This is a genomic window from Ornithinimicrobium jinqii, from assembly GCF_045032595.1.
GTDB lineage: Bacteria > Actinomycetota > Actinomycetes > Actinomycetales > Dermatophilaceae > Ornithinicoccus.
The window spans coordinates 17,510-38,198 of the sequence record NZ_JBJFZS010000001.1 but is presented as its reverse complement, the minus strand read 5'-3'; the positions used below and the strand labels follow the sequence as shown (position 1 = coordinate 38,198).

General features: G+C 68.3%; 14 protein-coding genes. 6 read left to right on the top strand and 8 right to left on the bottom strand.

Features of this window, described 5'->3' with window-relative positions; all coding sequences use genetic code 11:
- Window positions 1-70: 70 nt before the first annotated feature.
- The 3 genes from ACI3ET_RS00095 to ACI3ET_RS00085 all read left to right on the top strand — a co-directional run bounded on the left by ACI3ET_RS00095 (window position 71) and on the right by ACI3ET_RS00085 (window position 1,981).
- Entirely contained in the window at window positions 71-1,204 is a 1,134-nt protein-coding gene (locus tag ACI3ET_RS00095; RefSeq protein WP_405030853.1) for a M14 family zinc carboxypeptidase, read from the top strand.
- A 115-nt stretch (window positions 1,205-1,319) separates the two neighbouring features.
- Window positions 1,320-1,550, top strand: coding sequence for a hypothetical protein (locus tag ACI3ET_RS00090; protein ID WP_405030852.1), 231 nt, complete (start codon window positions 1,320-1,322; stop codon window positions 1,548-1,550).
- A complete protein-coding gene (locus tag ACI3ET_RS00085) occupies window positions 1,547-1,981 on the top strand; it encodes a TA system VapC family ribonuclease toxin (RefSeq protein WP_405030851.1) in 435 nt (144 codons plus the stop codon). The genes ACI3ET_RS00090 and ACI3ET_RS00085 overlap by 4 nt, the downstream gene beginning before the upstream one ends.
- A 23-nt stretch (window positions 1,982-2,004) precedes the next feature.
- Here the strand turns inward: ACI3ET_RS00085 and ACI3ET_RS00080 are convergent, their stop codons facing one another.
- Both ACI3ET_RS00080 and ACI3ET_RS00075 read right to left on the bottom strand, forming a co-directional pair.
- On the bottom strand, window positions 2,005-4,155 hold the full coding sequence (locus ACI3ET_RS00080) for a hypothetical protein (RefSeq protein ID WP_405030850.1): 2,151 nt from the start codon (window positions 4,153-4,155) through the stop codon (window positions 2,005-2,007).
- Between the two features lie 96 nt (window positions 4,156-4,251).
- Window positions 4,252-4,740, bottom strand: coding sequence for a type VI secretion system tube protein Hcp (locus ACI3ET_RS00075; protein ID WP_405030849.1), 489 nt, complete (start codon window positions 4,738-4,740; stop codon window positions 4,252-4,254).
- Window positions 4,741-5,087: 347 nt separating this feature from the next.
- Here ACI3ET_RS00075 and ACI3ET_RS00070 point away from each other — a divergent pair, with 347 nt between their 5' ends.
- On the top strand, window positions 5,088-5,222 hold the full coding sequence (locus ACI3ET_RS00070) for a hypothetical protein (RefSeq protein WP_405030848.1): 135 nt from the start codon (window positions 5,088-5,090) through the stop codon (window positions 5,220-5,222).
- An 862-nt stretch (window positions 5,223-6,084) separates the two neighbouring features.
- Here ACI3ET_RS00070 and ACI3ET_RS00065 read toward each other — a convergent pair.
- The 5 genes from ACI3ET_RS00065 to ACI3ET_RS00045 form a co-directional block, all read right to left on the bottom strand.
- Entirely contained in the window at window positions 6,085-6,699 is a 615-nt protein-coding gene (locus ACI3ET_RS00065; RefSeq protein WP_405030847.1) for a hypothetical protein, read from the bottom strand.
- A 211-nt stretch (window positions 6,700-6,910) separates the two neighbouring features.
- Window positions 6,911-10,072, bottom strand: coding sequence for a helicase-related protein (locus ACI3ET_RS00060; protein ID WP_405030846.1), 3,162 nt, complete (start codon window positions 10,070-10,072; stop codon window positions 6,911-6,913).
- Window positions 10,069-11,916 carry a phospholipase D family protein gene (locus tag ACI3ET_RS00055; RefSeq protein WP_405030845.1) on the bottom strand — a complete coding sequence of 616 codons (1,848 nt, stop codon included), beginning with the start codon at window positions 11,914-11,916 and terminating at the stop codon, window positions 10,069-10,071. The genes ACI3ET_RS00060 and ACI3ET_RS00055 overlap by 4 nt, the downstream gene beginning before the upstream one ends.
- On the bottom strand, window positions 11,916-13,085 hold the full coding sequence (locus ACI3ET_RS00050; RefSeq protein ID WP_405030844.1) for a DUF6361 family protein: 1,170 nt from the start codon (window positions 13,083-13,085) through the stop codon (window positions 11,916-11,918). Before ACI3ET_RS00050 ends, ACI3ET_RS00055 begins: the two co-directional genes overlap by 1 nt.
- A 10-nt stretch (window positions 13,086-13,095) precedes the next feature.
- Window positions 13,096-13,335 (bottom strand): hypothetical protein, encoded by a 240-nt coding sequence (locus ACI3ET_RS00045; protein ID WP_405030843.1) that lies wholly within the window; start codon window positions 13,333-13,335, stop codon window positions 13,096-13,098.
- A 137-nt stretch (window positions 13,336-13,472) separates the two neighbouring features.
- Here ACI3ET_RS00045 and ACI3ET_RS00040 point away from each other — a divergent pair, with 137 nt between their 5' ends.
- Together ACI3ET_RS00040 and ACI3ET_RS00035 are read left to right on the top strand one after the other, a co-directional pair.
- Entirely contained in the window at window positions 13,473-16,157 is a 2,685-nt protein-coding gene (locus tag ACI3ET_RS00040) for a hypothetical protein (protein ID WP_405030842.1), read from the top strand.
- Window positions 16,157-17,665: a hypothetical protein gene (locus ACI3ET_RS00035; RefSeq protein ID WP_405030841.1), complete on the top strand. Its 1,509-nt coding sequence runs from the start codon at window positions 16,157-16,159 to the stop codon at window positions 17,663-17,665. The genes ACI3ET_RS00040 and ACI3ET_RS00035 overlap by 1 nt, the downstream gene beginning before the upstream one ends.
- A gap of 438 nt (window positions 17,666-18,103) precedes the next feature.
- Here the strand turns inward: ACI3ET_RS00035 and ACI3ET_RS00030 are convergent, their stop codons facing one another.
- Entirely contained in the window at window positions 18,104-20,620 is a 2,517-nt protein-coding gene (locus ACI3ET_RS00030) for a hypothetical protein (RefSeq protein ID WP_405030840.1), read from the bottom strand.
- Window positions 20,621-20,689: the final 69 nt, after the last annotated feature.

Here is a 20,689-nt window from a genome sequence, read left to right as displayed (position 1 = left end):
TAGCGTGACAGGGGCCCACAAGGAGCGTGGCCACCAGGTCACGCCGGGCACAACTCTGGAGAGTGACGACATGAGATCAAGACGCCGGATTCCTGCCGCCCTCAGCTCGCTCGTCCTGGCTGCGGCCGTCGTGGGGGCGCAGGGGACGGCCGCCCAGGCCGAGCCGCCGGAGACCACCCCTGGCGGCCCTTGGGGCGAGGGGAGCAGCCTGAGCGGAGTCGCGTCATACGAACAGATGTGGGCAGGCCTGCAGAAGCTCGAGGACCGGGGAGCCATCGAGCTCGAGCCCGCCCCGCTCCAGAGCAACCTGGGCCGCGACATCCCGGTGGTCACGATCGGCGACGGGCCGACGTCGGTGATGTTCATCGCCAACCAGCACGGCAACGAGTTCATGGTCAGCCGCGGCATGATGGACCTGATCCACCAGGTCGCGGGCAACAACAGCCCGCAGACGCAGGCGATCCGCGACGCCCTCACGGTCACCATCGTGCCCCGCGTCAACGTCGACGGCTTCGACGGGGACGTGACCGACTCCCGGGGCAACGCGACCCCGTGGCGGCAGAACTACGACCCGACCTGCGATGGCGGGTGCGACTTCTGGCAGGCTGGCCGCGGCTACGACATCAACCGCTACCACTCCTACGGCGCCTCTCCCTACGACAACCCCTACGTCGCGGGCGAGGACGAGCTGAACGAGGTGCCCGAGGCGATCGCCATGCGCACCCTGTGGGACGAGCTGCAGCCGGTGCTGATGGTGGACTACCACCATCAGGGGACCTACGTCGACGACGACGGCCGGATGATCACGGGCTCGATCATGTGGCCCAACGCGGTGGACACGGCCGCCGAGCTCGGCATTGCAGACGAGTTCGCGGAGACGATCACCGACTCCCAGCGTGCCGCATCGGTGATGCTGCAGGCGGTCGACAACTACGGCTACGCCAACATCACCCGCTACCCGAGCACCGAGACGCCCGGCATCGCCCGCAACGCCTACGGTCTGCTTGGGTCGGCCTCGGTGCTCTTCGAGCTGCGCGGCGGGATCGGGCAGAAGTCGGCCGGCTACATCTCCAAGACGGCGAGCGTGACCGGCTACGAGCTGCTCGAGTCTGTCGCAGACGGATCCTGGGAGACGGCCGACCTGTCGGTCATCGAGAACATCCGCGAGCGCGGAGACTTCGTGGGTGATCCGCGCGGGGAGTAGTCATCGGTAACCCGTCGTGTCTCGGCCCTCCCAGCGACCGTGCCGGGAGGGCCGAGGCGTTCCGTGGGTCTCTCGGGGCAGGTGCGCTTCGATATGATGCACTAGCATCAGATGCATGCGCACGACGCTGACGATCGACGACGATGTCCTCAGGGCAGCTAAGGAGCTGGCCAGGAGAGAGGGCCGGACCGTGGGACAGGTCCTCTCCGAGCTGGCGCGACGCTCCATGACCGGTGCGGGTCAGGGGAACCAGAGCTCCAGGCACGGGTTTGCCGTCCTCCCCTCCCGCGGCGGTGTCGTCTCCAACGAGCTCGTCAACGAGCTCAGGGACGAGGAGGGCGTGTGACCCGGGCCCTCCTGGACGTCGGCGTGCTGCTCGCCCTGATGGATCCGGATCACGTCTACCACGAGCGAGTTCACCGGTGGTTCGCCCAGGACACGGACGACGACGGCTGGGCGTCCTGCGCGCTGACGCAGAACGGCTTCGTCAGGATTCTCAGCCAACCGCGGTACCCGAACCCGGTCCCGGTCGCACACGCCGTGCAGGTCCTTCGCAGCAGCCTCGCGAGCGAGGCGCATGAGTTCTGGCCCTGCGACGTCTCGCTGACCGACGACGCGATCGACGCCACCCGCCTCCTGGGCCACCGGCAGGTGACCGACACCTATCTGTTGGCCCTGGCGGTCGCCCACCGCGGTCGATTCGTGACCCTCGACAGCAACATCGACCGCAGCGCCGTGCCCGCAGCGGATGATGGCTCGCTCGTCGTCCTCGACTGACCGTCGCTGGCGGGACCGACGGCTCAGTCCACCCGCACCCGGAAGTCGATCCCGCGCACCGTGCCGTAGCCGACCGGGTCGTGGACGTCGGGCACAGCGAGGTCCCCGACGTCGAGCGCGGGCAGCGTCAGGGAGCCGAACGCGTCGACCGTCCCGATCACGTCCCTCGCCCCGCCGGCGATGCCGCCGTGTCGTCGCTCGCGGACGGCGTCGGAGACCTGGTCGCGGGTGGACGTCCGGTCGGTGACCCCGCCACGGACGGTCCCGCGCACCGTGTCGACGATCGAGCCGAACCTCTCGGTGAGCGACCCCTCGCCCCGGAGCTGCCCTGCCCCACGGCGCAGCCCGGTGCGCACCCACTGCCTCACGGTGCGCTCCTCCCTCGGCGGGAGCGGCTGAGGGTTGAGGGAGACGTCCTCACCCGGCCGCCCGCCCACGATGATGATGGAGCGCTCACCGCCCGCACGCCGGAGCTCGGCCAGCCGCTCCCTCGGCGGGAGGGGCTGCGGGTTCAGCGACACCCGCTCACCCGGCCGGCCGCCGACGACGATGATGCCGCGCTGGTCCGCGCCCCCGTGCGACCCGAGGACGCCCGCGCGCTCGAGCACCTCCAGGCTGACGGTGCGGCGCGAGCCGTCCGCGAGCCTGACGCTGGCCTGCACGTCGGCGCTGGAGAGCTCGTCCGCAAGGTCCCTCGCCGGGCGGACCGTCACGCGTCCGTCCCAGTTCACCGCGTCGACCGCGCCCACGCTGCCGCCACGCCAGACCCAGTCGGGGCCGAGCGCGCAGCCCACGGTGAGCGGGGTGTCCGTCTCCACACCCTCGACGCGGTAGCGGCGGCGCGACCAGCCCGCCTCGTCGTCGTCCCACCACATCACCGTCGTGCGCCCCGACGGGGTGCCGGAGGGGTTGGTGCAGGTCACGTCGAACTGCACCGGCCCCCGCCGGAAGGAGTCCATGAGGAGCTCGTAGGCGCCGCGCCCGCCCAGCGCCTCGGACAGGTCCGCGGCGTCGAAGAGCACCGGGCCCACCTGCGGGGGCAGCTCTGGGGCGGGACCCGCGGAGTCCCACACGCTGCTGCTCGTGGTGGGCCGCTGCACGGCCGCCGTCGCCGCGCTCGCCATCGGTGCGAGCGCGGCCGCGTCGGCGACGACGACGTCGCTCGTGACCCGCCGGGCGGGGAGCGCGTCGCGGGTCTGCAGCAACCATGCGGACCGCCCGACGGGCGAGGACACCCGCTCCCGCACCAGCGTCAACGAGGTGTCCGAGAGGAAGGTGGACGTGATGCGGTCCAGGGCCGCCGCCAGGCGCCGGTCCACCGGTGCGCCTTGCGCCGCGGGCCAGGCGATCTCGCCCTCGACGACACCGCTGCGGTCGGGGCGCCGGCCCACGAGCAGGAGGGCCTGGGTGTCCGCGGGCGCGCCCGCGGACCGGAGCAGCTGCGCCGCGTCGGGTATGCCGTACGCGTCCGCCAGCTGCCTCGCCAGGCTCGCCGCGTCCCCGGCGAGCAGCTCCTGGTAGGCGTAGCCGTCGGCCGCGAGTGCGTCGATCCGTTCGTTGAGCGGCGCGAGCACCGCGTCGGCCCGGCCGGTGAGGTCCACCGAGTCCAGCGCCTGCTGCAGGACGCCCTCGACGCTGAGGTCGGTCAGCGCCTCGGCGAGCCGCAGCAGCCCCACGGCGACGTCGCCGGCGAAGTTCTGGGAGTCGACCCTCTGCACGAGGACGCGCACGTCCTCGACGGCGGTGACGTGGACGGCACCGAGCGCAGGCGGCACGGACAGCACGACGGTGGCCATGGCGCCGAAGTCGAGGGAGAACCGCGGGTCGGCCCACGACCCCAGCGCGGTGGGCGTCGTCGAGGTCGCGATGACCGTGTTGCGTCCCGAGACGACCGTGACCGCCAGCGACCCTGTGCCGCGCCGCTGCACGGTGCGGGTCCAGTCGTCACAGAGGCGCAGGTCGATGTCGTAGAGGCTCACGCCCTCTGCCAGCTCCCGGCCGCCCAGCCCGCGGACGAGCGCTCCCAGCCGGTCCTTGACCTCCGCCCACACGGTCCGGGTCAACGTGTCCAGCAGACCGGCCAGCGCGTCCTCGACGGCGACCAGCCGCCCGGCGTCGACGACGGCGTGGAGCAGGGTCCCGTCGGTGGGGATGTCGATGGTCGGGTCGGACATGGCACACCCCTCTGCCTCGGCGGAGGGAGGGCCACCGCCTGCCGCGTGCCCCGCGGGCCCGCTCTTGCGACGGTAGACCCGTGGGGCGGCCCCGCGCTAGATGCCGGACGCGCCGGGCGCCGTCACTGTGGGCTGGCCCACTCGTCCGTCGTGGTGATCCGCCCGTCCACCCAGGTCCAGGTGATCTCCGCGTAGCCGAACGAGACCCTCCTCGCGCGGCATCGGGGCGTCCGCCGTCAGGAGCGAGACGCCGACGACGAACGCGTGCCGCAGCTCGATCGTGTAGGCGGTCGTGCGGCGGCCGAGCCCGTCCGCGCCGAACACGTCCAGCCTCCCCGTCGTCAGCACTTCGTTGCGCCCCCACGCGGCGAGCAGGGCGGGGGTGGCGCGGTCCACCTCCTTGAGGACCACGACGGTGCTGTGGCGTCGCTTGCCTGTGCGCTGCTCGGTCACCGGGTCGAAGGGCGAGACGAGGGTATGCCGCACGTCGAGCACGGGGATGGCCCCGCCCCCGCGCACGGGGCCGGACCGGCCGCCGCGGACCGGGCCGTGCGGTCCGACCATCGTCAGCGTGGCGTCGATCATGGCGTCCTCACGGCAGTGTGATGCCCTCGAGCGGGCTGGTGCGCACCCGCAGGACGGCGAAGTAGGGGCCGGCCGGTCGTCACGACGACGGTCACGTTGGCCATGACTCCACCTCCAGAGCCCCGGGCACGCCGACGGTCGTCGAGCGCGCCCACGTCGTCCCAGCGTCGCTCGTCCGAGGGGAAGCGGGTATGGGCAGAAGTACCCATACCCGGCACGGTCACGCGTGTGGTAGCTGGCGGAGGCGCTCGCGAAGGCCGACAGGACCGCGTAGGCCTCGAGCGGCCCGGGTGATCCCTTGTCCACTACGTTGCGTAGTACTAAGTTGGGAACGAGCGGGGACCCCGGTGAGGTCGTTCGGCGTGAAGTCCGGGCTGGCCGACCGGTCGGTCGACTGCGTCGTCGTCTCCCGGTTCGACCTTGGACCCGACTCCTTCACGGTCGTGGGGCCGATCACCATCGCCCAGGTGCCCGGTCCGTAGGGCACGGTCCCGGCGCCGGCAGCCCTGGGCGGAGTTGCCCCTGGGGCTGCCTGCGCGATCGTCTGAGATCGACCACCCCTGACGCCCTCTTGAGTAGGCAGCTGTTTGACGTCGCACTCGGCAGCTCGTGAACGAGGACCAGCGGAGAGGCAGCACCGGCCAAGACCTACTGACCCAGGTATGCCGCCCGCACCCGCTCGTCCTTCTGCAGCGCCGCAGCATCGTCCTCGACGACGACCTCTCCGCGGGTGAGGACGTAGCCGCGCGAGGCGACCGTGAACGCCGCCCGGGCGTTCTGCTCGACGAGCAGGGCCGTGCCCTCGCAGGAGGAGCACCTTGGGCTGGCTCATGAACGCGCGGGCGATGACCATGACCTGCTGCTGGCCATCCGAGAGCGTCCCGGCGAGTTGGCCGGACCGCTCCCGCAGGACCGGGCGTGGTGGTCGACGACTCGACGACCTACCGGTGCGCCCCTTACGAGGTGCTTGGCGAGTGGGGGCTCCGGTGCGACGCGGGCGCGGGTTGCTGCGGCCGAGGGGGGCAGTTGGCCGTAGTGACGCGGACTTCATCCTTCTAGCTAGTCACGTAATCGGGCTCCTTCGTGGGCTGGAGGTGTGGCGAACATGGAGCGCGTCCCCGCGCCACGGTGGACGTGTGGAGCCCGCGGCGGCCGAGCGCTTCTTGGCCTTGCGCAGTTCCGGGCGGCGTAGGCTCCGGAAAGACAAGTGCCAGGGCGGCCTGCTCAACGCACGTGGTCGGGCGTGGTGGCCAGGCGCGTTGCGATGACAAGCGTCGGGGAGGTTGGACACCCCATCCGGCCAACCCGGCGCGCGGATGCCGCCCAGCCAACCGCGATGCAGACTTACTCGATAGTGGTCGAGATCGTCACGCCCTGGCCCGTGAAGTCCATCATGTCCTCGATCGTCAGGTCGAAGGGTTCTCCATTAACCACTCCAAACCCGATAGTGAACTCGAGCTCCCGACCGGGCTGGATAATAGCCGTCGGCATGTCAATTCCGCTCTCCGTATCGAAGATGGCCTCCGCTTCGCGGCTTCCGCTGGTGGCTCGGGCGTTGATCGAGAAGGCTTCGAGAGGCTCATCCCCTGTGTTCTCCGCGACGACATCCATCTTGATGAACTTGTCCCACTCCTCCATCAGCATCTCGGGGTAGCTCGGAGTGAACTCCTCGGGTTCGCTGATCGTGATCGCCAGGTTGTCGCTGACCTCAAGGCGCTCTCCGAAGGCGGCCTCCCCGCTGTCTTCTGGCTCGGTCGACTCCGTCTCCTCGGTGGTCTCCTCGGCCGTCTCTGTCGCTTCCTCGGCCGACGTGGTCGTCTCGGCGGCGGACGTCTCGGCCGCGGGCTCTTCCGCTGCTGCCGCTGACGTCGTCGGTTCCGTGCTGGTCTCGGGGTCGGTGCCGCATCCGGACACCACCAAGAGGCTTGCGAGCGAGGTGGCGAGGAGTGAGAAGCGCATTTCGGGATCCTTCTTGAGGTGGCCGCGACGGGACGGTGGAGCACTTGAGAGATGACTTCCCCAAAGTACCCCATGGCCATACTAGGACATGCAGCACACTGGCTGGACGTGTGGGTGGCGGTGCAGATACCGGTCGTCGAATCGTCACCCTTCAGTTGTGCAGTCTTTAGCTGCTCTCGTCCTGTTTCGACTGATCGCTGCCGCCGATTAGTTACGGCGCCAGATCAAGTGCGAGGTCAGAGTGCGTTCCTACATAGGCGAGGAGATCGGATTGTCGCGGATGGCCCAGCGTCAAGCGGTAGGCACCCATGGTCCGCAGCAACCGACGGTAGTGCTGACGTTCCCGGCTCATCGGCAGCGAAGGCACGTAACGCTCGATGGTCGCCCCACCATCGGCCGGGAACACCCAGTCCGGCACGATTTCGGAGTCCTCGGCATCACGGGAGGCGGTCGCGAGCCTGAAGAGTGCCTCCCAGGGGTTGTGGCTCTCCACGACCTCCCGCCTCGCGCCGAACGTCCGCGCGACGTTCTTCCGGACGGCGTGACCGCGGTAGCGGTGGACCCGTCCCTCGCGCTGCTCCATGTCGACAGGGTTGCTCGGCAGGTTCCAGTGCACGACGGAGTGGGAGTAGTGGTGGAAGTCCAGCCCCTCCTGCCCGACGGAGGTGGAGGCGAGGACGAACGGCCAGAACGGCGAGTTGAAGGCGTCACGCACACGGGACTCGCGCAACATCGTCTTGTCGTCCTCCGCCGCGTGCCGGCCGTAGCGCACCGCAAAGTGGCTACGGATGCGGTCACGCCGCACATGGCCGTCGTACTCGGGGCCAAAGTGGTCCACCGCCTGCGAGGCGGCGCGCAAACCAGACCCGTCGGCGAAAGCAGAGACGAGCTGCTCGAGCTGCTTGTCCAGCGGCTCGTGACGCAGCGAAAGAGAGGCTACGAGCACCTCGGCATACTCGTCGAGCACCGCCTGCAGGTTGCCGTCCACGCAGTGCTGGAGCACCTGCCGCCAGTATGTGGACTCACCCGCCTGCAGCATGGCCATGATCTCTGGCGTGTTGAAGAGGTTGCGCAGTGCCCACGCCCAGCTCGAGGCGGCTCCCTGCAGGCCGGCGGAGTCCTCGCCAGGTGAACTCAGCACTCGCTGAAGCGCCCGCAGGGAGCAGACCCCAGGGCCGGCGATGGCCAGCTCGGTGAGGACGTCGACGAGCTCAGGGGGTCTGGCGCCCAGCTGGTCGGGGTCCAGTCCCGTGGCCTCGTCCAGGTGGGCGCGGAACACGGTGGACCCGTCCTCGCCGTCTCCAGCCTCGATGGCGCCGAACGGTAGGTCGCCGACGCGTGACGTGTGACCGCCCACGCGATCCAGGAGCAGTGGTGCGGCCCAGAACCACGCACCGGAAGGCATCGTGCCCGCGGCCGAGCCAGCAGGGAGACGCTCCAGCGCCCTCTCCACTCGCCCTCGGACCTCCTGGTGCAGGGCCACCCGGTCCAGAGGCAGTGTCGCTCCCAGGTCTCGAGCGACCGCCAGCGGGTCACCGAACTCGGCGAGGACACGGCTCGGATACATCAACCCCAGCACCGGCATGCCGGAGAGCCGACCGTCGGAGCGGTTGAAGGCCAGCAGGCCCGTCCTCCTCGCGCCGAAGTAGTCGCGCTGGGCCGCGCCCGGGCTGCCTTCGACGAGCAGCCTCTCCACCTCGTAGCTCAGCATGGTGGCGATCCCCTTCGGCGCAACGGCCCACGAGGAGAAGATCAGCCGCTTGGTGAAGTCGCGCAGGTTCGGCTGGGCGTACGCCCCGTCGGGCGAGTAGTAGGGCAGAGCCGGCGGCAGCCACGCGACACGCCAGGCCCCGCTATCGACCACGTCCCGGGTCAGCCAGCGCAGCTTCGGGTTGCCCGGGTCCACCGCGGCGTACGTGCCAATGTCCTCGTGCCGGATCCGACTCAGCAACAGATCGCTGAGGAGAGGAGCCCCCGCGTCGAGGTCTTGCTTGATCTTCTTCTTGACCTGGTACTGGTCCATCAGCTCGAGGGCGTAGGGGGTGCTGCGCCAGAACTCGAGCATGTCCCCGGTACCGAGAGCTCGGGCGACCCGAGCCTGTCCGACATAGTCACGGACATCGTCCGGGGTCAGGGTGACGTCCAGCGCGTCAAAGGCGGAGAGCATGCCGTCACGGGAGGAGGACACGGCCAGTCGTTCGGTCCTGGACATCACCCGCCGCAGCTCACCCTCGGCCACATCCTTGGCAGCCACAGCCCGCTCGCTGTCCCCCACTAGCAGCGCCGTGCGCATGTCCTTGAGGGAGCGACGGACGGTGTCGGCGTGCTCTGGACCGGCGAGGAAGGAGACCGTCCGGGTGAAGTCCTTGTAGTGGTCGTCGCCCTCTGGCTCGTCGGGCAGCGTGTACATCTTGAAGGGCGTGGCCGAGAGCAGGAGGACCCGGGTCTGGGTATGCGGGCTCGCGGCATCGATGCGCTCGTCACCCAGGAGGTGGCGGGCGAGGATCGCGGCGTCGTCGCTGCCGTGGAGGAGCGACCCGAAGCGCTGGAACTCGTCGAGGATGACGAGGTCCGGGTCGAGGTGCCCCACGCAGGCTTCAGCCAGGACTCGACGGAGCTGACCAAGCAGGGCATACCGACGGGTGGAAGCCCGATTGGTCAGTCTCCTGTGCTTCCGGCGATCGAACTGATCCACCCCGTCGCGGAGCGCATCCACCAGCGGGACGGCGTCACGACCGAACGTTGCGGAGGTCAGGCCGTCGCGGAAGGTCCTCACCAGGTCTTCGGTGAGTGTGGACCGGTCGACCCCCCATCGGTGCTCCCACCTCATCCGCCTTTCGCTCGCGCCACCCTGGAAGAACCTGCCCCACTTCGGTGACGACACGGCCTCGCGCCCCCAGGCCCCCTCCAGCAGCACGTGCAGCAAGGCTCGCTCGCCGGCCACGCCCCCACTGCTGCGGAGGTCGAACGACGTTGCTGGGGTGAGCGAGATGATGTTGATGGCGGAGCCGTCATCGCTCCGCTCGTTCATCTTATGCAGCACCTTCGGCAGCAAGGTCAGCCGGTCGGCGTGAGGGATCCGGATGTTCACCCCGTCGTGCAGCCGACGGAGGTTCTGCTGGGCGATCTGCCGGTTGGAGCAGATGTAGACGATGTCGATCCGCTTCTCCCCGCGCCGTTGCAGGTGCTCGATCGTCCGGGCGACAAGTCCCCGCGCCACCAGGGTCTTGCCGAGACCTACCTCGTCGGCCACGAGGAACCGCGAGACCGGGTCCTCGGAGCCCCACAGCCGTTCGAAGGCGTTGTCCACGGACCTGCGCTGGAAGTCCTTCAGCCCTCGCATCGCGTCCCGGGCCACCACGGTGTCCGTCATGTCCTCGCCTGTCCTTCCACGTCTACGGCTGCCCAGACCGACTCCCAGACAGCGAGGAAGTCGGCGGAGATTACTGGGGACCTCCCGTTCTCATCTCGGAGGTCTTTCATCAGGGCGTGGACCCGGGAGAGCGACTCGTCGCCTCTGCCCGCCGCGCGGACGAGGGTCTCGAGGAGCGCGAGACCGTCGTAGGTCGGGCGCGTCGGTCCGGCGGTGCCCGGCTCGCCCTCGCCCTCCCCGGTGCCGTCGAGCCCCAGGCCAGCACCTCCAGAGTCGTCCAGCAGGTAGGCGAGGTAGCGGAGCACGTCCTGCTCCGACGACAGCAGGCCACGAAGGATGTGCGCTGCGCGATCCTGGGCGACGCCCTCGAGCTCGGCCTTGAGAACGCACTCGACGCGGACGGGTTCAGAACCGGGCAGTGCGACCTGTGTGCTGATGGCGATGAACGGCGTCAGGTCCGCGAGAGGGATGTCCGTCCAGGTGGGTGCAGCATCGATCGCCCTGGCATGCTGGGCGGCGGTGCGGCTGAGGATTCGCACCGTCGTGGGACCCGGCGGCTCGGGAACTGACCCGGTGAAGCTGAGCCTCACGTCATACCGCTCGTCCTGCCCATCCTGCTGCGCGGTCAGCACCGGACCGGCCGTCGCCAGCGCGGCGTGGTAGGCGGCGATGTCGAGCTCAGCCCCCCGCGCCACATCGGGACGAGGCTCAAGGTTGGCGATCGCGAACGGGGTGAGCACCCGGGCGAGTGTCACCTCACCCTTCTGCGGCGCGATCGGCAGGAGCGCGTCGACCCCGCATCTCCCACGAGGGCCGCGCAGCAGCACGCTGAACTCGACGTTGCCGCCAAAGGCCGCGGTCGTGGCGTTCGCCGACCCGGTGAGGCACCAACCGCTGCCGTCGTAGTCCCAGACGAAGGTCTTGGCGTGCAGTCCCGAGCGCACCTCCCAGGGCGCACCCTCCTCAGGGCGATCGTCGGCCTGCTCCTGCTCGGCGAGCGGGTCGAGGACCAGCGTCTGTCGAGTCTCGAAGGCGGCACCGCCCAGCTCTTCGAAGGTGTCCGGTCGGGAGACGAAGACCGAGCGGGTGGCCTTCGGGACTCGGTCCACGGTCGTGCGGTCCAGGAAGGGAGAGATCACGACTGAGCTGCCCGCACCTCGGGGGATGGGCCACCCATGCTCGGTGCCGGCACCGAGCGGCCACAGCTCTCCGTGCGTGAACGGGCTGGGCACGGCGAACCGGGTGTCTCGGAGCGTGTCAGCGAGGTCTCTGAGCTGTTCGGCCCGATCCCCGGGGAGCGACGTCCGAGCCAGTCCTGGTAGGTGCTGGAGGAAGTCGGCTGCGGGCGCGCCGTCGATCCTGCCCTTCTCGTCCTCCTCGAGCTGGAGGATCGTGTCCCAGGACGTGTCAGCCGTGAGGTTGCGACTGAGCACGAGGAGGCGGTGCCGGTGGCTGCGTCCGTCGGTGAAGCGGAGGGCCCACAGCTTCGGATGGAAGGTTCGTCCGGGCGCGCTCGGCAGTACCTCAACCACGGAGTCCTCGGCGAAGGTCAGGATTCGCCGGTAGTGGCCCGGCACGTGAATCCCACCCGTGTGGCAGAAGACCGTTGTCCGGCCGGCAAGACGACGAACGGCCTCGAGCAGCGCGATGCTTGTCGGTTGTCCTTCGTCCTCCTCCCCGCCCATGTTGGTCGTCGTCCGGTCGTGCGCCGCCATGGCCAGCGGCGGGAGGAGCAACGTGCCCAGGCCGAGGGTGTATGTCGTACCGACGGCGAGGTCGACCCTGTAACCGGGCGGGGGTCGCAGGCCGTCAACGAAGAGATGCCGTCCGGTGGGCTCCAGCATCAGCGTCTTTGTCCGCGGCGGATGTCGTTGATGAGGGTGCGCGCGCTGCGCCAGCGGTAGGAGAGGCCGCCGACACCAGCACCGCCCTGCCACAGCTCGAGCGCGTCGGTGTTGACGAAGCGTGATCGTGACCGCTTGAGGCGCTTCTCACGCTCCTCGATCAGACCGGCGGCTGCTGCGCTTCGCCATGCTGCCCCCTTGTCGTCGCGCACCAGGTGGACCCAGGCGTTCACGAAGTCTCGGGTGCCGGCGTTGACGCGGCGTCCATCGAGCACCAGGGCCCAGAAGTCCTTCTGGTCCCACCCGCTCGCCGCCCCCGCGACCCCTTCGGACGCCCCCCACTCGGTCAGACGGTGCTCGTAGGCGTCGACCCCCTCGTCCCACCCGGCGTTGCGGGCGAGAAGCAGGTTGTAGAGCAACGGAGCACCCTCGTAGAGGTGATGAAGACGCTGTGCGTGGGCGACAACGCGGGCAGGCTCTCCGTCGAGGCCTTCTGTGAGGGGCTCGTCCCAGGCGTGGGCAGTGTCTCCCGGGGTGCGATGAAGAAGCAACCAGGCCAGGTAGCTGCCTTGGCACGTGGCCTGGATGCGCTCGTTCAGGAAGTCCGCCTCGTCGGCGGTGAGGTCAAAGGTCGCGACCGTCTCCAGATCGTCCGGGACGGGGGGCAGCTGGCAGAAGTGCGGGTCGTGCAGGTGGCGCGGCCTCTCATCCTCCTCGTCCTGCGGCAGCACGGCCGCCGACGTGACCGCACGGAAGTGCTGCTGCGGACCGTCGTCACACCGCCTGATCCGGTATCGCCCAAGTGCTCCCCAGTAGACCTCGCTCGGCATGCGCTTCAACGAGGCGCGCGCCACCTTGCCGATGACCCCCTCACCGGTGGGGTCGCCCGCGATGAGGGCCTCGATGAGCCCCGTCTCGCGGTGGCGGAGCTCGGCGTTGGCTCGTTCCAGGGACAGCCGCTGGGCGGCGACGGACGTCACCAGCCACGGCACGAAGAGCAGATAACGAGCGCGGGTGTGCAGGGTGGACGTCCCCGGGAACAATACGTTGGCGAAAGTGTCGCGGATCGTGCCGATGCCGAGCTCGTCCACGGTGGCCTCGTCTCGGAACGCGTCCAGCAGCCGATCCATGTCGTCTCTGTGCTGATGGCCAAAGTCGACCCAGGCCATGACGGACACGTCAGTTCCTCACGGCAGGGAGGTCCAGCCCCGGGATGAGCTGGTCGGACGTGAGTCGATCGATAGGTTCCTGCACCAGGGACAGCTTGCCAGTGAGGAGCGAACCGCTGTACTGAGGGCTGAAGACCTCGACGTCATCGAGTTCCGGACAACCGCACTCCAGCAGTGACTCATCCAAGGCCTCCCGCCAGTTCTCCTGCAGGTCGCCCTGCCCAATACCGTGCAAGAAAGCCAGGAACATCCGTGGCCCTTCCTCGTCGATCGGCCCGTACCCCAACCCCCATCAATACCCTGTGCTGTACTTCCTGTCGACCGGGGTTGGCTACGTTCCATTCCCTCGGGTGTAGCCACTCGCAGGATCTGAAGGGAGAGGGGGCCATGACCTCGCTCACGACCGGCGGCGGCAGCAGCGCCGTCGCCGCCTCCACGCACGCCGCCTGCGAGCGGTTCCGCAGCACCGACCCTCTCATCACCGGGCAGTCCCGCCGTGCACTCGCCCAGGCACTCGGGCACCCGGACACCACCGCCGGCATCCCCGAGGCACGTTGGATGCGGGCGATGACTTTCGAGCGGCTCGTTCGCTCGGACGACTTCGTCTCGCCGCTCCTCACCACGACGGTGGGGGCGGTCGGCCTGCCCCGCCCCGACTCGGTCCGCCGCGGCGACGCCAAGGTCCAGGTCGCCGCCACCGCAGCCGCCCTCGCTCAGGCACACCAGATGGCTGTCGACGAGGGGGTCTCGACGATGCTCACCGGCCTCGCCGTGCCTTACGTCGGGTTCGAGGACGACACCAGCACACCCGTCAAGCCCGACTTTGCGGTGATCGTGCCCCGACGCGTCGAGGGCGACCCGGACGCCGGTCCCGTCGGCAGTTGGCTCATCGTGGGAGATGCCAAGGACTACGAGCGCGTCCGTTCGCGCATCACCGACGCCCGCATGCTCAAGGGCTTCCTCCAGGTGGCCCTCGGCGCTGAGTCGCTCGCGGCCTGGTCGCTCCTCCCCTCGGGCATGGAGGTGCACCGCTATGGCGCGCTCGCCGTCCCCCGCAACAGCTTCCTGCAGCCGATGGCGGTGGTGGAGCAGCTCGACGACCACCGGGCCGAGGTGCGCGCCCGCGCGCAGGAGCGCAGGCGCCTCATGGAGATGGCGGACGGCGCGACGTGGGACGCCGACCAGGTCACCCACCTGACCGCCACCTACGACCCATCCACCTGCGCGGCCTGCTCGCTCTTCAGCTTCTGTCGTCACCAGCTCCGCACCTCTGAGGATCCCGCCGACCTGCTGGTGGAGATCGGGGTCCCAAGGTCCGCCCGGGTCGGCGTGCTCCCCCTCGTCGAGGGCGGCACCGCCGGCGACCGTGTCCCGCGCTCGCTGGTCAACCAGGTCGCCGCCACGACCGAGGGCACCTCCCGCTGGAGCGCACGACGTCGAGTCGACCAGGCCGGCCAGCCGGGCACCGTCGACGTCGTCCTGGCCAAGTCCGACTCTGCCGCCCTCGGCGTCCACGGTATCGGCGTCCGAGCGCCCGGCGCCGAGACGTGGCGCCACACCTTCTTCCAGGACGCGCAGTCGCCGCAGACCCGTTTGCGCGTCATGGAGATACTCGGCGAGCAGCTCGAGGCGGCGATGCGCGAGACCGCACGCCAGGACCCTGTCGCGCCCAGCCCCGTCCACCTCGTCGTGCCCGACCGCACGACCGGAGACGTCCTGGTCTCCATCGCGGACTCGCTCGCCGGCGTCGAGCTGAGTCGGATCCGCTGGCAGCGTGACGTCGAGCAGGGCCGGACCCCCCTCACCTTCGGCGGGGCCGAGGCGACCATCCCGGCCGCACTCACCGACCGTCAGCGGCTGGCCGTGAGCTTCCTCCTGGAGGAGGACCGCGCCCGCGCCATGCGGCTGCGCTGCCCCCTGGTCTACCTGGTGGACGTCCTCTCCAACCACGTCATCCCCGGTGGCCCCCGCTTCGAGGCCGGCCGCCTCGACTACCTCGTGCGCTGGGCCACCGCCCGATCGGCGGACCACCGCGCCATCTCGGACGCGGTCGCGGCGTCACCGCACACCCCGGGCGCCCGGCTCACCAACGCCACCTCCGACGCGGTTCATAACGCGCTGCGGGCTGACCCCGAGGTCGCCCGGCGACTGGTGCTGGAGGAACTCACCTACAAGGCCCAGGTCGTGGAGGACGCCCTTGCCGTCCTCGACGGGCTCCCGGACTCGGCGCTCCGCGAGGCTCACCGGGCGGTCGAGGGAGATGCCCAAGAGGTATGGCGTCGCCGCCTCCGCCTGCGCGCGTCCGACCTCGTCCGCTTCGGTCGCGTCTACTGGTGGTGGCGGAACCGGCAGGTCGAGATGCTCGAGAAGGACCGGTCGTGCGGCGACGTCCTCGCCGTTCTCACGGACCCGGACGTCGCGCGCGACAGGGCGGTCGACGCCGGGAAGCGGGAGCTGAGCCGCGCTGTCGTCGCCTCCACCTCACCGCTCGTGCTGCGGATCGACGGGCGTGCGGTCAAGGACGGTCAGAAGGTCGTCCTCGTCACCCACAACGGCGACGCTTGTCTTGACGACCCCGCAGTCACCGTCAAGATCAACAAGGGCGGGTTCAAGCTGTCCGGCGCGCACGCCGGCCCCCTGACGGTGACGGAGAGGCCCGGCGAGTATGAGTGGACACCTAAGATCCGGCGCCCGGGTCTCGGGATCGGTGACGAGCTGGTCATCGCCGACGGTGTGTGGCTCGGTCTCGGCGCCTACAACAAGGACGTGTCCGTGGGACGGCCGGGCAAGGACGAGACTTCCGCGCCGAAGTCCTCCTGCACGGAGACGTCATACCTGGAGGACCCGGACTCCCACGCGTGGTGCTGCCGCACGCACGAGCTGGGCGAGGCGGAGTATGCCGACGACCTCGCCGAGAAGCGCGCCAACGGTCAGCTCAACCCGCAGGTGTGGCCACCGGTGATCGACCTCGACGAGTTCGACGTGATCGGCGTCGAGGAGGCCGGCGCGGAGGATGTCGACGAGGCGGCCCCCGACGGCCGGGAGGCCCTGACGATGGACGATCTCGACTGATGGCGCTCACGTTCACCCCGCCTCAGGTGGTCGCGGGGGAGGCCGAGCACCACGACGCGGCAGCCCGCCTCAACGAGGACGTCGTGACGGACGCGCTCGAGGCTCTGCTCGGCACCGTGCGGGGAGCCACGGCATACAGGCGGATCCTGCTGCGGGCGGCGGCCGGCGCAGGCAAGTCCCACGCGCTCAAGCGCATGGTCACTGAGGTGCTGGGGTCGCCGCACTGCAGCCGGGTCGCGGTGGCGGCGTCCGCCAACAAGCAGCTCTACCCGCTCGCCCACGGCCTCGGCGAGGCCCTCGGCAAGGACGTCGTCTGCCTCTTCAGCGCCGAGAAGAAGCTCGGCGGCGTGCCTCAGCACGTGTGGGACACCGTCACCGTCGTGCACAAGTCCCAGGACGTCCCCGACACCGCGCGCGTCGTCCTCTCCACGGCGCACCGCCTCGGGGTGCCGAGCGAGCACGACCGGCTCCTGGCCAGGCTCGGTCCGGCGGCCAACGGGGACACCGCGTTCGACGTCCTCTTCGTCGACGAGGCCTGGCAGATGCCGCGCTACCTCTACGGGCGCATCGAGCCCGTCGCACCGGTGGCGGTCGGCGTGGGTGACGTCGGCCAGCTGCCCCCGATCGACGGCGACGCCAACCCGTGGCGCGGAGACCCCGGCTACAACCCTTACCGCGCCTGGCCCGACACCTTCCCCGCCGACAGCGACACGTGGACGCGCGAGCTGCCGACGGTCTGGCGACCCCGGGCCGAGCAGCTCGCCCTCTGGCGCGCGTTCTACACCGACTGGCAACACCTCACCTGCGTGATGGCGCCTGGGGACCGGGCGATGGAGGTGCTGGGCGTGGACGACGAGCCAGGGGAGGTATGGGGTGCGATCGCCACCGGGGTCCCCACTCTCCTCGAGGTGTCCGGACTGCCAGACCCGGAGGCGCCAGACGTGGACCCCGACCTACTCGCCGTTGTCGGCGAGATCGTCGAGGCTGCGCTGTCGGGCGACCTCCGGTTCAGCAGCGCACGGATGGCAGAGGGGCGGCCAACAGGGGAGCAGGGGACGTGGGGCCTGCGGGACGCCGACGGCGGCGACCCAGCCATCGCGATCCTCGCGACGCGCAACCAGCAGGTTGACGACGCCCACCGCCTCGTCGAGTCGCTGGTCGAGAAGCACGATCTGGCCGAGGGTGTCCTCGTCGCCTCCACCGTCGACTCGTGGCAGGGGCAGACCAACGCGGTGACCATCGGGATCCATCCGCTGTCCGGCGCGGAGTCGCTGGACGAGTTCAACTCGGCGTTCGGACGGCTCGCGGTGGTGTGCACGCGTGCGACCCACGGTCTTCTGCTCGTCGCACGGTCGGGCGTCGACGAGCTGCTCCAGGAGGCTGCAGCCCGGCCGGGGACACCGTTGGGGGAGCCGGGGGTACGGCAGCTTCCGCGCCAGACGCACGCACGGATCCTCAAGGCGTTCGCGCGTGGGAGTTGGGGTCTCCCCGCCAGGGTTTCGACCTGAGTGACCGCGGCACCGGCGTGTAGTGAACTCTCCCTTGCAGCCGTCGCTTCGCAAGGTTGTCATGGGTCAGGCTGAGGTGGAGTGAGGATGAGTATTGGTCGTAGAGCTCGATGGACTCGACGACTTGGGCGACTGGGGCGGAGGAGCTCTCCACCGAGCGAAAGGGCTGGCTGCAGGGGCTCGTCGCACCGTCACTCGACTGGGCTGGACCCTCCTGGACCCCTTGTGGCACCGATTTCGGATGCACTCGAACCGACAGACCTGGCTGCAGGGACGGCCTGCGTCACCGCCGCAGGTGGAACACCGGCTGGGGTCGGGCTGACGGCCAGGTCATCCCGATTGGGGCGTTCGCCCGAAGCCTTTTAAGACCGCCAGATCACCGTAGGTCAGGAACTTTGCTCCCGGCGATTCGACCGAGTGCTGAACAAACCTCAGGAATTATTCTCCTTCAGATTCTGAGTCTAGCAAGTCAAGTTCTTCGAACCTCCACTGAGCCTCATTGGTGACACGCGTAACAACTTGGACCAACGAGTCACGCGAAATTCCAAGATAGACAGATGCATCCATCCGGGCTTGCTCGTCAATCATCCCTTCCGCGAGCAGAGATGTCAACCGGTCATCGAGCCATCGAGCCATAGGAGCTGGAAGGTCATGCAATCGACCTTCTGTTCTTCTGGGGTGAAGCACGTCAAGTATCGGACGGTAAAGGGCGAATGCGTTCGGACGGCCTGTCCTCACCGCCACCTGCAGACGATCGACCCACCCGGACCTAATCCAGCGGTCGACCGCAAGTAAATCGTCTGTGGCGGGCCCGTGTTCGCCGAAGAGTCGGCGGACTGCTGCCGGCAGGGCGGCGTCACCGAGTTCTGGCAACGTCGCCGGCTCTGCTAGTCCCAAATCAAGACCGTTTGACAGCAATAATGTCAAGATGTTCTTCCTAGCTGCAGACGATCCGTCGTCGTGTTGGATTGGCTTTTCCGAGAGGGCTTGCAGCCAACGGCGGGCATCGTCGGCGTCTTCGATGGGCAAACCACGACCAAACGTAGAGGAAGAGCGGGATTTCCAATCGGATGGCTGCTGGAGGCCTGACGTGCCATCGCTCACCGCGTAGAGCCGCAGGAAGTCTGGTGGGGCTGTATCAAGGGCTGCCAGAACGCAAAACATCGCGTGTCCGAGCCGACCCTCGGAGGCTAGTGGAATGAGCTCGTCCCACGGAGGGGGGCCACCATTCCAGTAGGTCGCCCTCCGAGCTTGATGCAGTGAGTTTACGCGTTGAACGTAATTCAAGTATGCTGTGAGGCTGGTGGATGTCCTTTCGTGCGCTTGGACAGAGGCGTCTTGGGCCACTCGGTGCAAGTCGGTTGACGGTGTAAAGGACGTTATTGCCTCCGGACTGCCCATGAATGCTCTCAAGGCCCGGGAGATGTCGTCCAGGTCGATGCTGTCACCCTCCAATTCACGATCCATGCGCGTGAGAACGAGGGACAGCGAGCCGATGGGGCCAACCTTCAGTAGCGCGTCGATCACTCGACGTGCGTCCGCATGAACCATATCGAGAGTGCGCAGGGCGAGCGCGGCGAGCTGGCCGTAGGAGACTCGGTCGCTGTAAAGATCCACGCAGCGTGCGATCAGTTCAGGGTCTCGCGCCGAAACCATGATTATCGGGACCAATTGGGGGTGCTCCGAGATCTTCGAGGAAAGGTTGTGGGGAACGGGATGTGATCCGTAGTGGCCGCGCTCCTGAACGATGGCTTCAACCAGGCCCTCTGGTGCGCTACTATTCGTAGCGAGAGCAGCGTTGATGTCCGTGTCTTCTTTCAAATGCAGGAGCCATAGTTCGGCTGGCGAAGTCCTTGGGTCCGATGCCAGCGCCATCGCTTGCTCGTGGAGCGCAGACGATGATTGTGCCTGGAGCAGTTGACTAGCCTTGTTCCTTCCCTTGTGCGACTCGTTCAACAATAACTTCGATTCGAGAGGAATCGAGGCTATGCGCTTGACGCGCTGGCGACGCGTAGGACGTTGGCGCAGGGGTGGGGAAGCATCAGCGCGCTCCTGGATGAGGTGGTCGTAGCGAATCTTGATGACGTCGTCGTGCAGCGAGGCAAGACGACGTGCTTGATCGTTCGAGATGTGCATCTCGAGCGATTGTCGGGAAGAGATGAGCGATGCGGCAAGACGATAATCCTTATGCTGCTCAATAAGGCGACTGGCTATCGTCAAAGTTCGATCGATGAGCGGCAGGGGGGGCGGCGTAGGCCATTCGACCACGGGTGGGATGTCCCGTGCCAGGATTGACGGATCTTCATGGTATAAACGAAAAGATTCCCATCTCCGGAGAAGTTTACGCTCAAGGTAAGGTCCCGCAGCCGCTGCCGAGAAAGCGAGCGCTTCGGTAGTGACACGCTCAGCCGTGCTGAGGGAACCTTGGTGGTCCAGATCGTAGTGATTGATCTCTACCTCAATCGGACCCCACTCGTGGAGCGCGCGATAAGCACGGTCTGCACGCTCGCTTGCCGCCGAATCTTTAGAGAGCGGGTGTGGCCATTCGGGGATGACCGGGAGGTGCATAGCTAAGAGCGGTGAGTCCTCTGAGGTCGAAAACAACTCAACTAAGCCCTCCAACGATGGCCAGGCGTCCTTTTCGCCTGGATCCGTGTATGAATCGTAGAAGGCGCCAGGAAGGGACGCGACGACATATCGCCAGAGCGCCTGCGCCAAACGCCGTCCTTGGCCGACGGAATGAAGTGGGCTACGGGCCAGCTCCTCGCAGGCCAGATGAACGAGGCGTGGGTCGGCACCACCCTGGACGTTTAGTTCCGGTGTTGTCTGATGCTCAAGGGTGTCTATAATCTCCTCCACGCGGCTGAAGGCTTCTGGATCGTTGGTCCCCCGGGTCTGGACCCGGGAGTTGAACGACTGAGTGGCCATCCCGATCGACTCTAGGAGAAAATCCATGAGAAGACCCTACCTAGTCGTGTCCGTGTCGCAGCTTCGAGGACCTACGCCCCAGACGACGGCGACGTC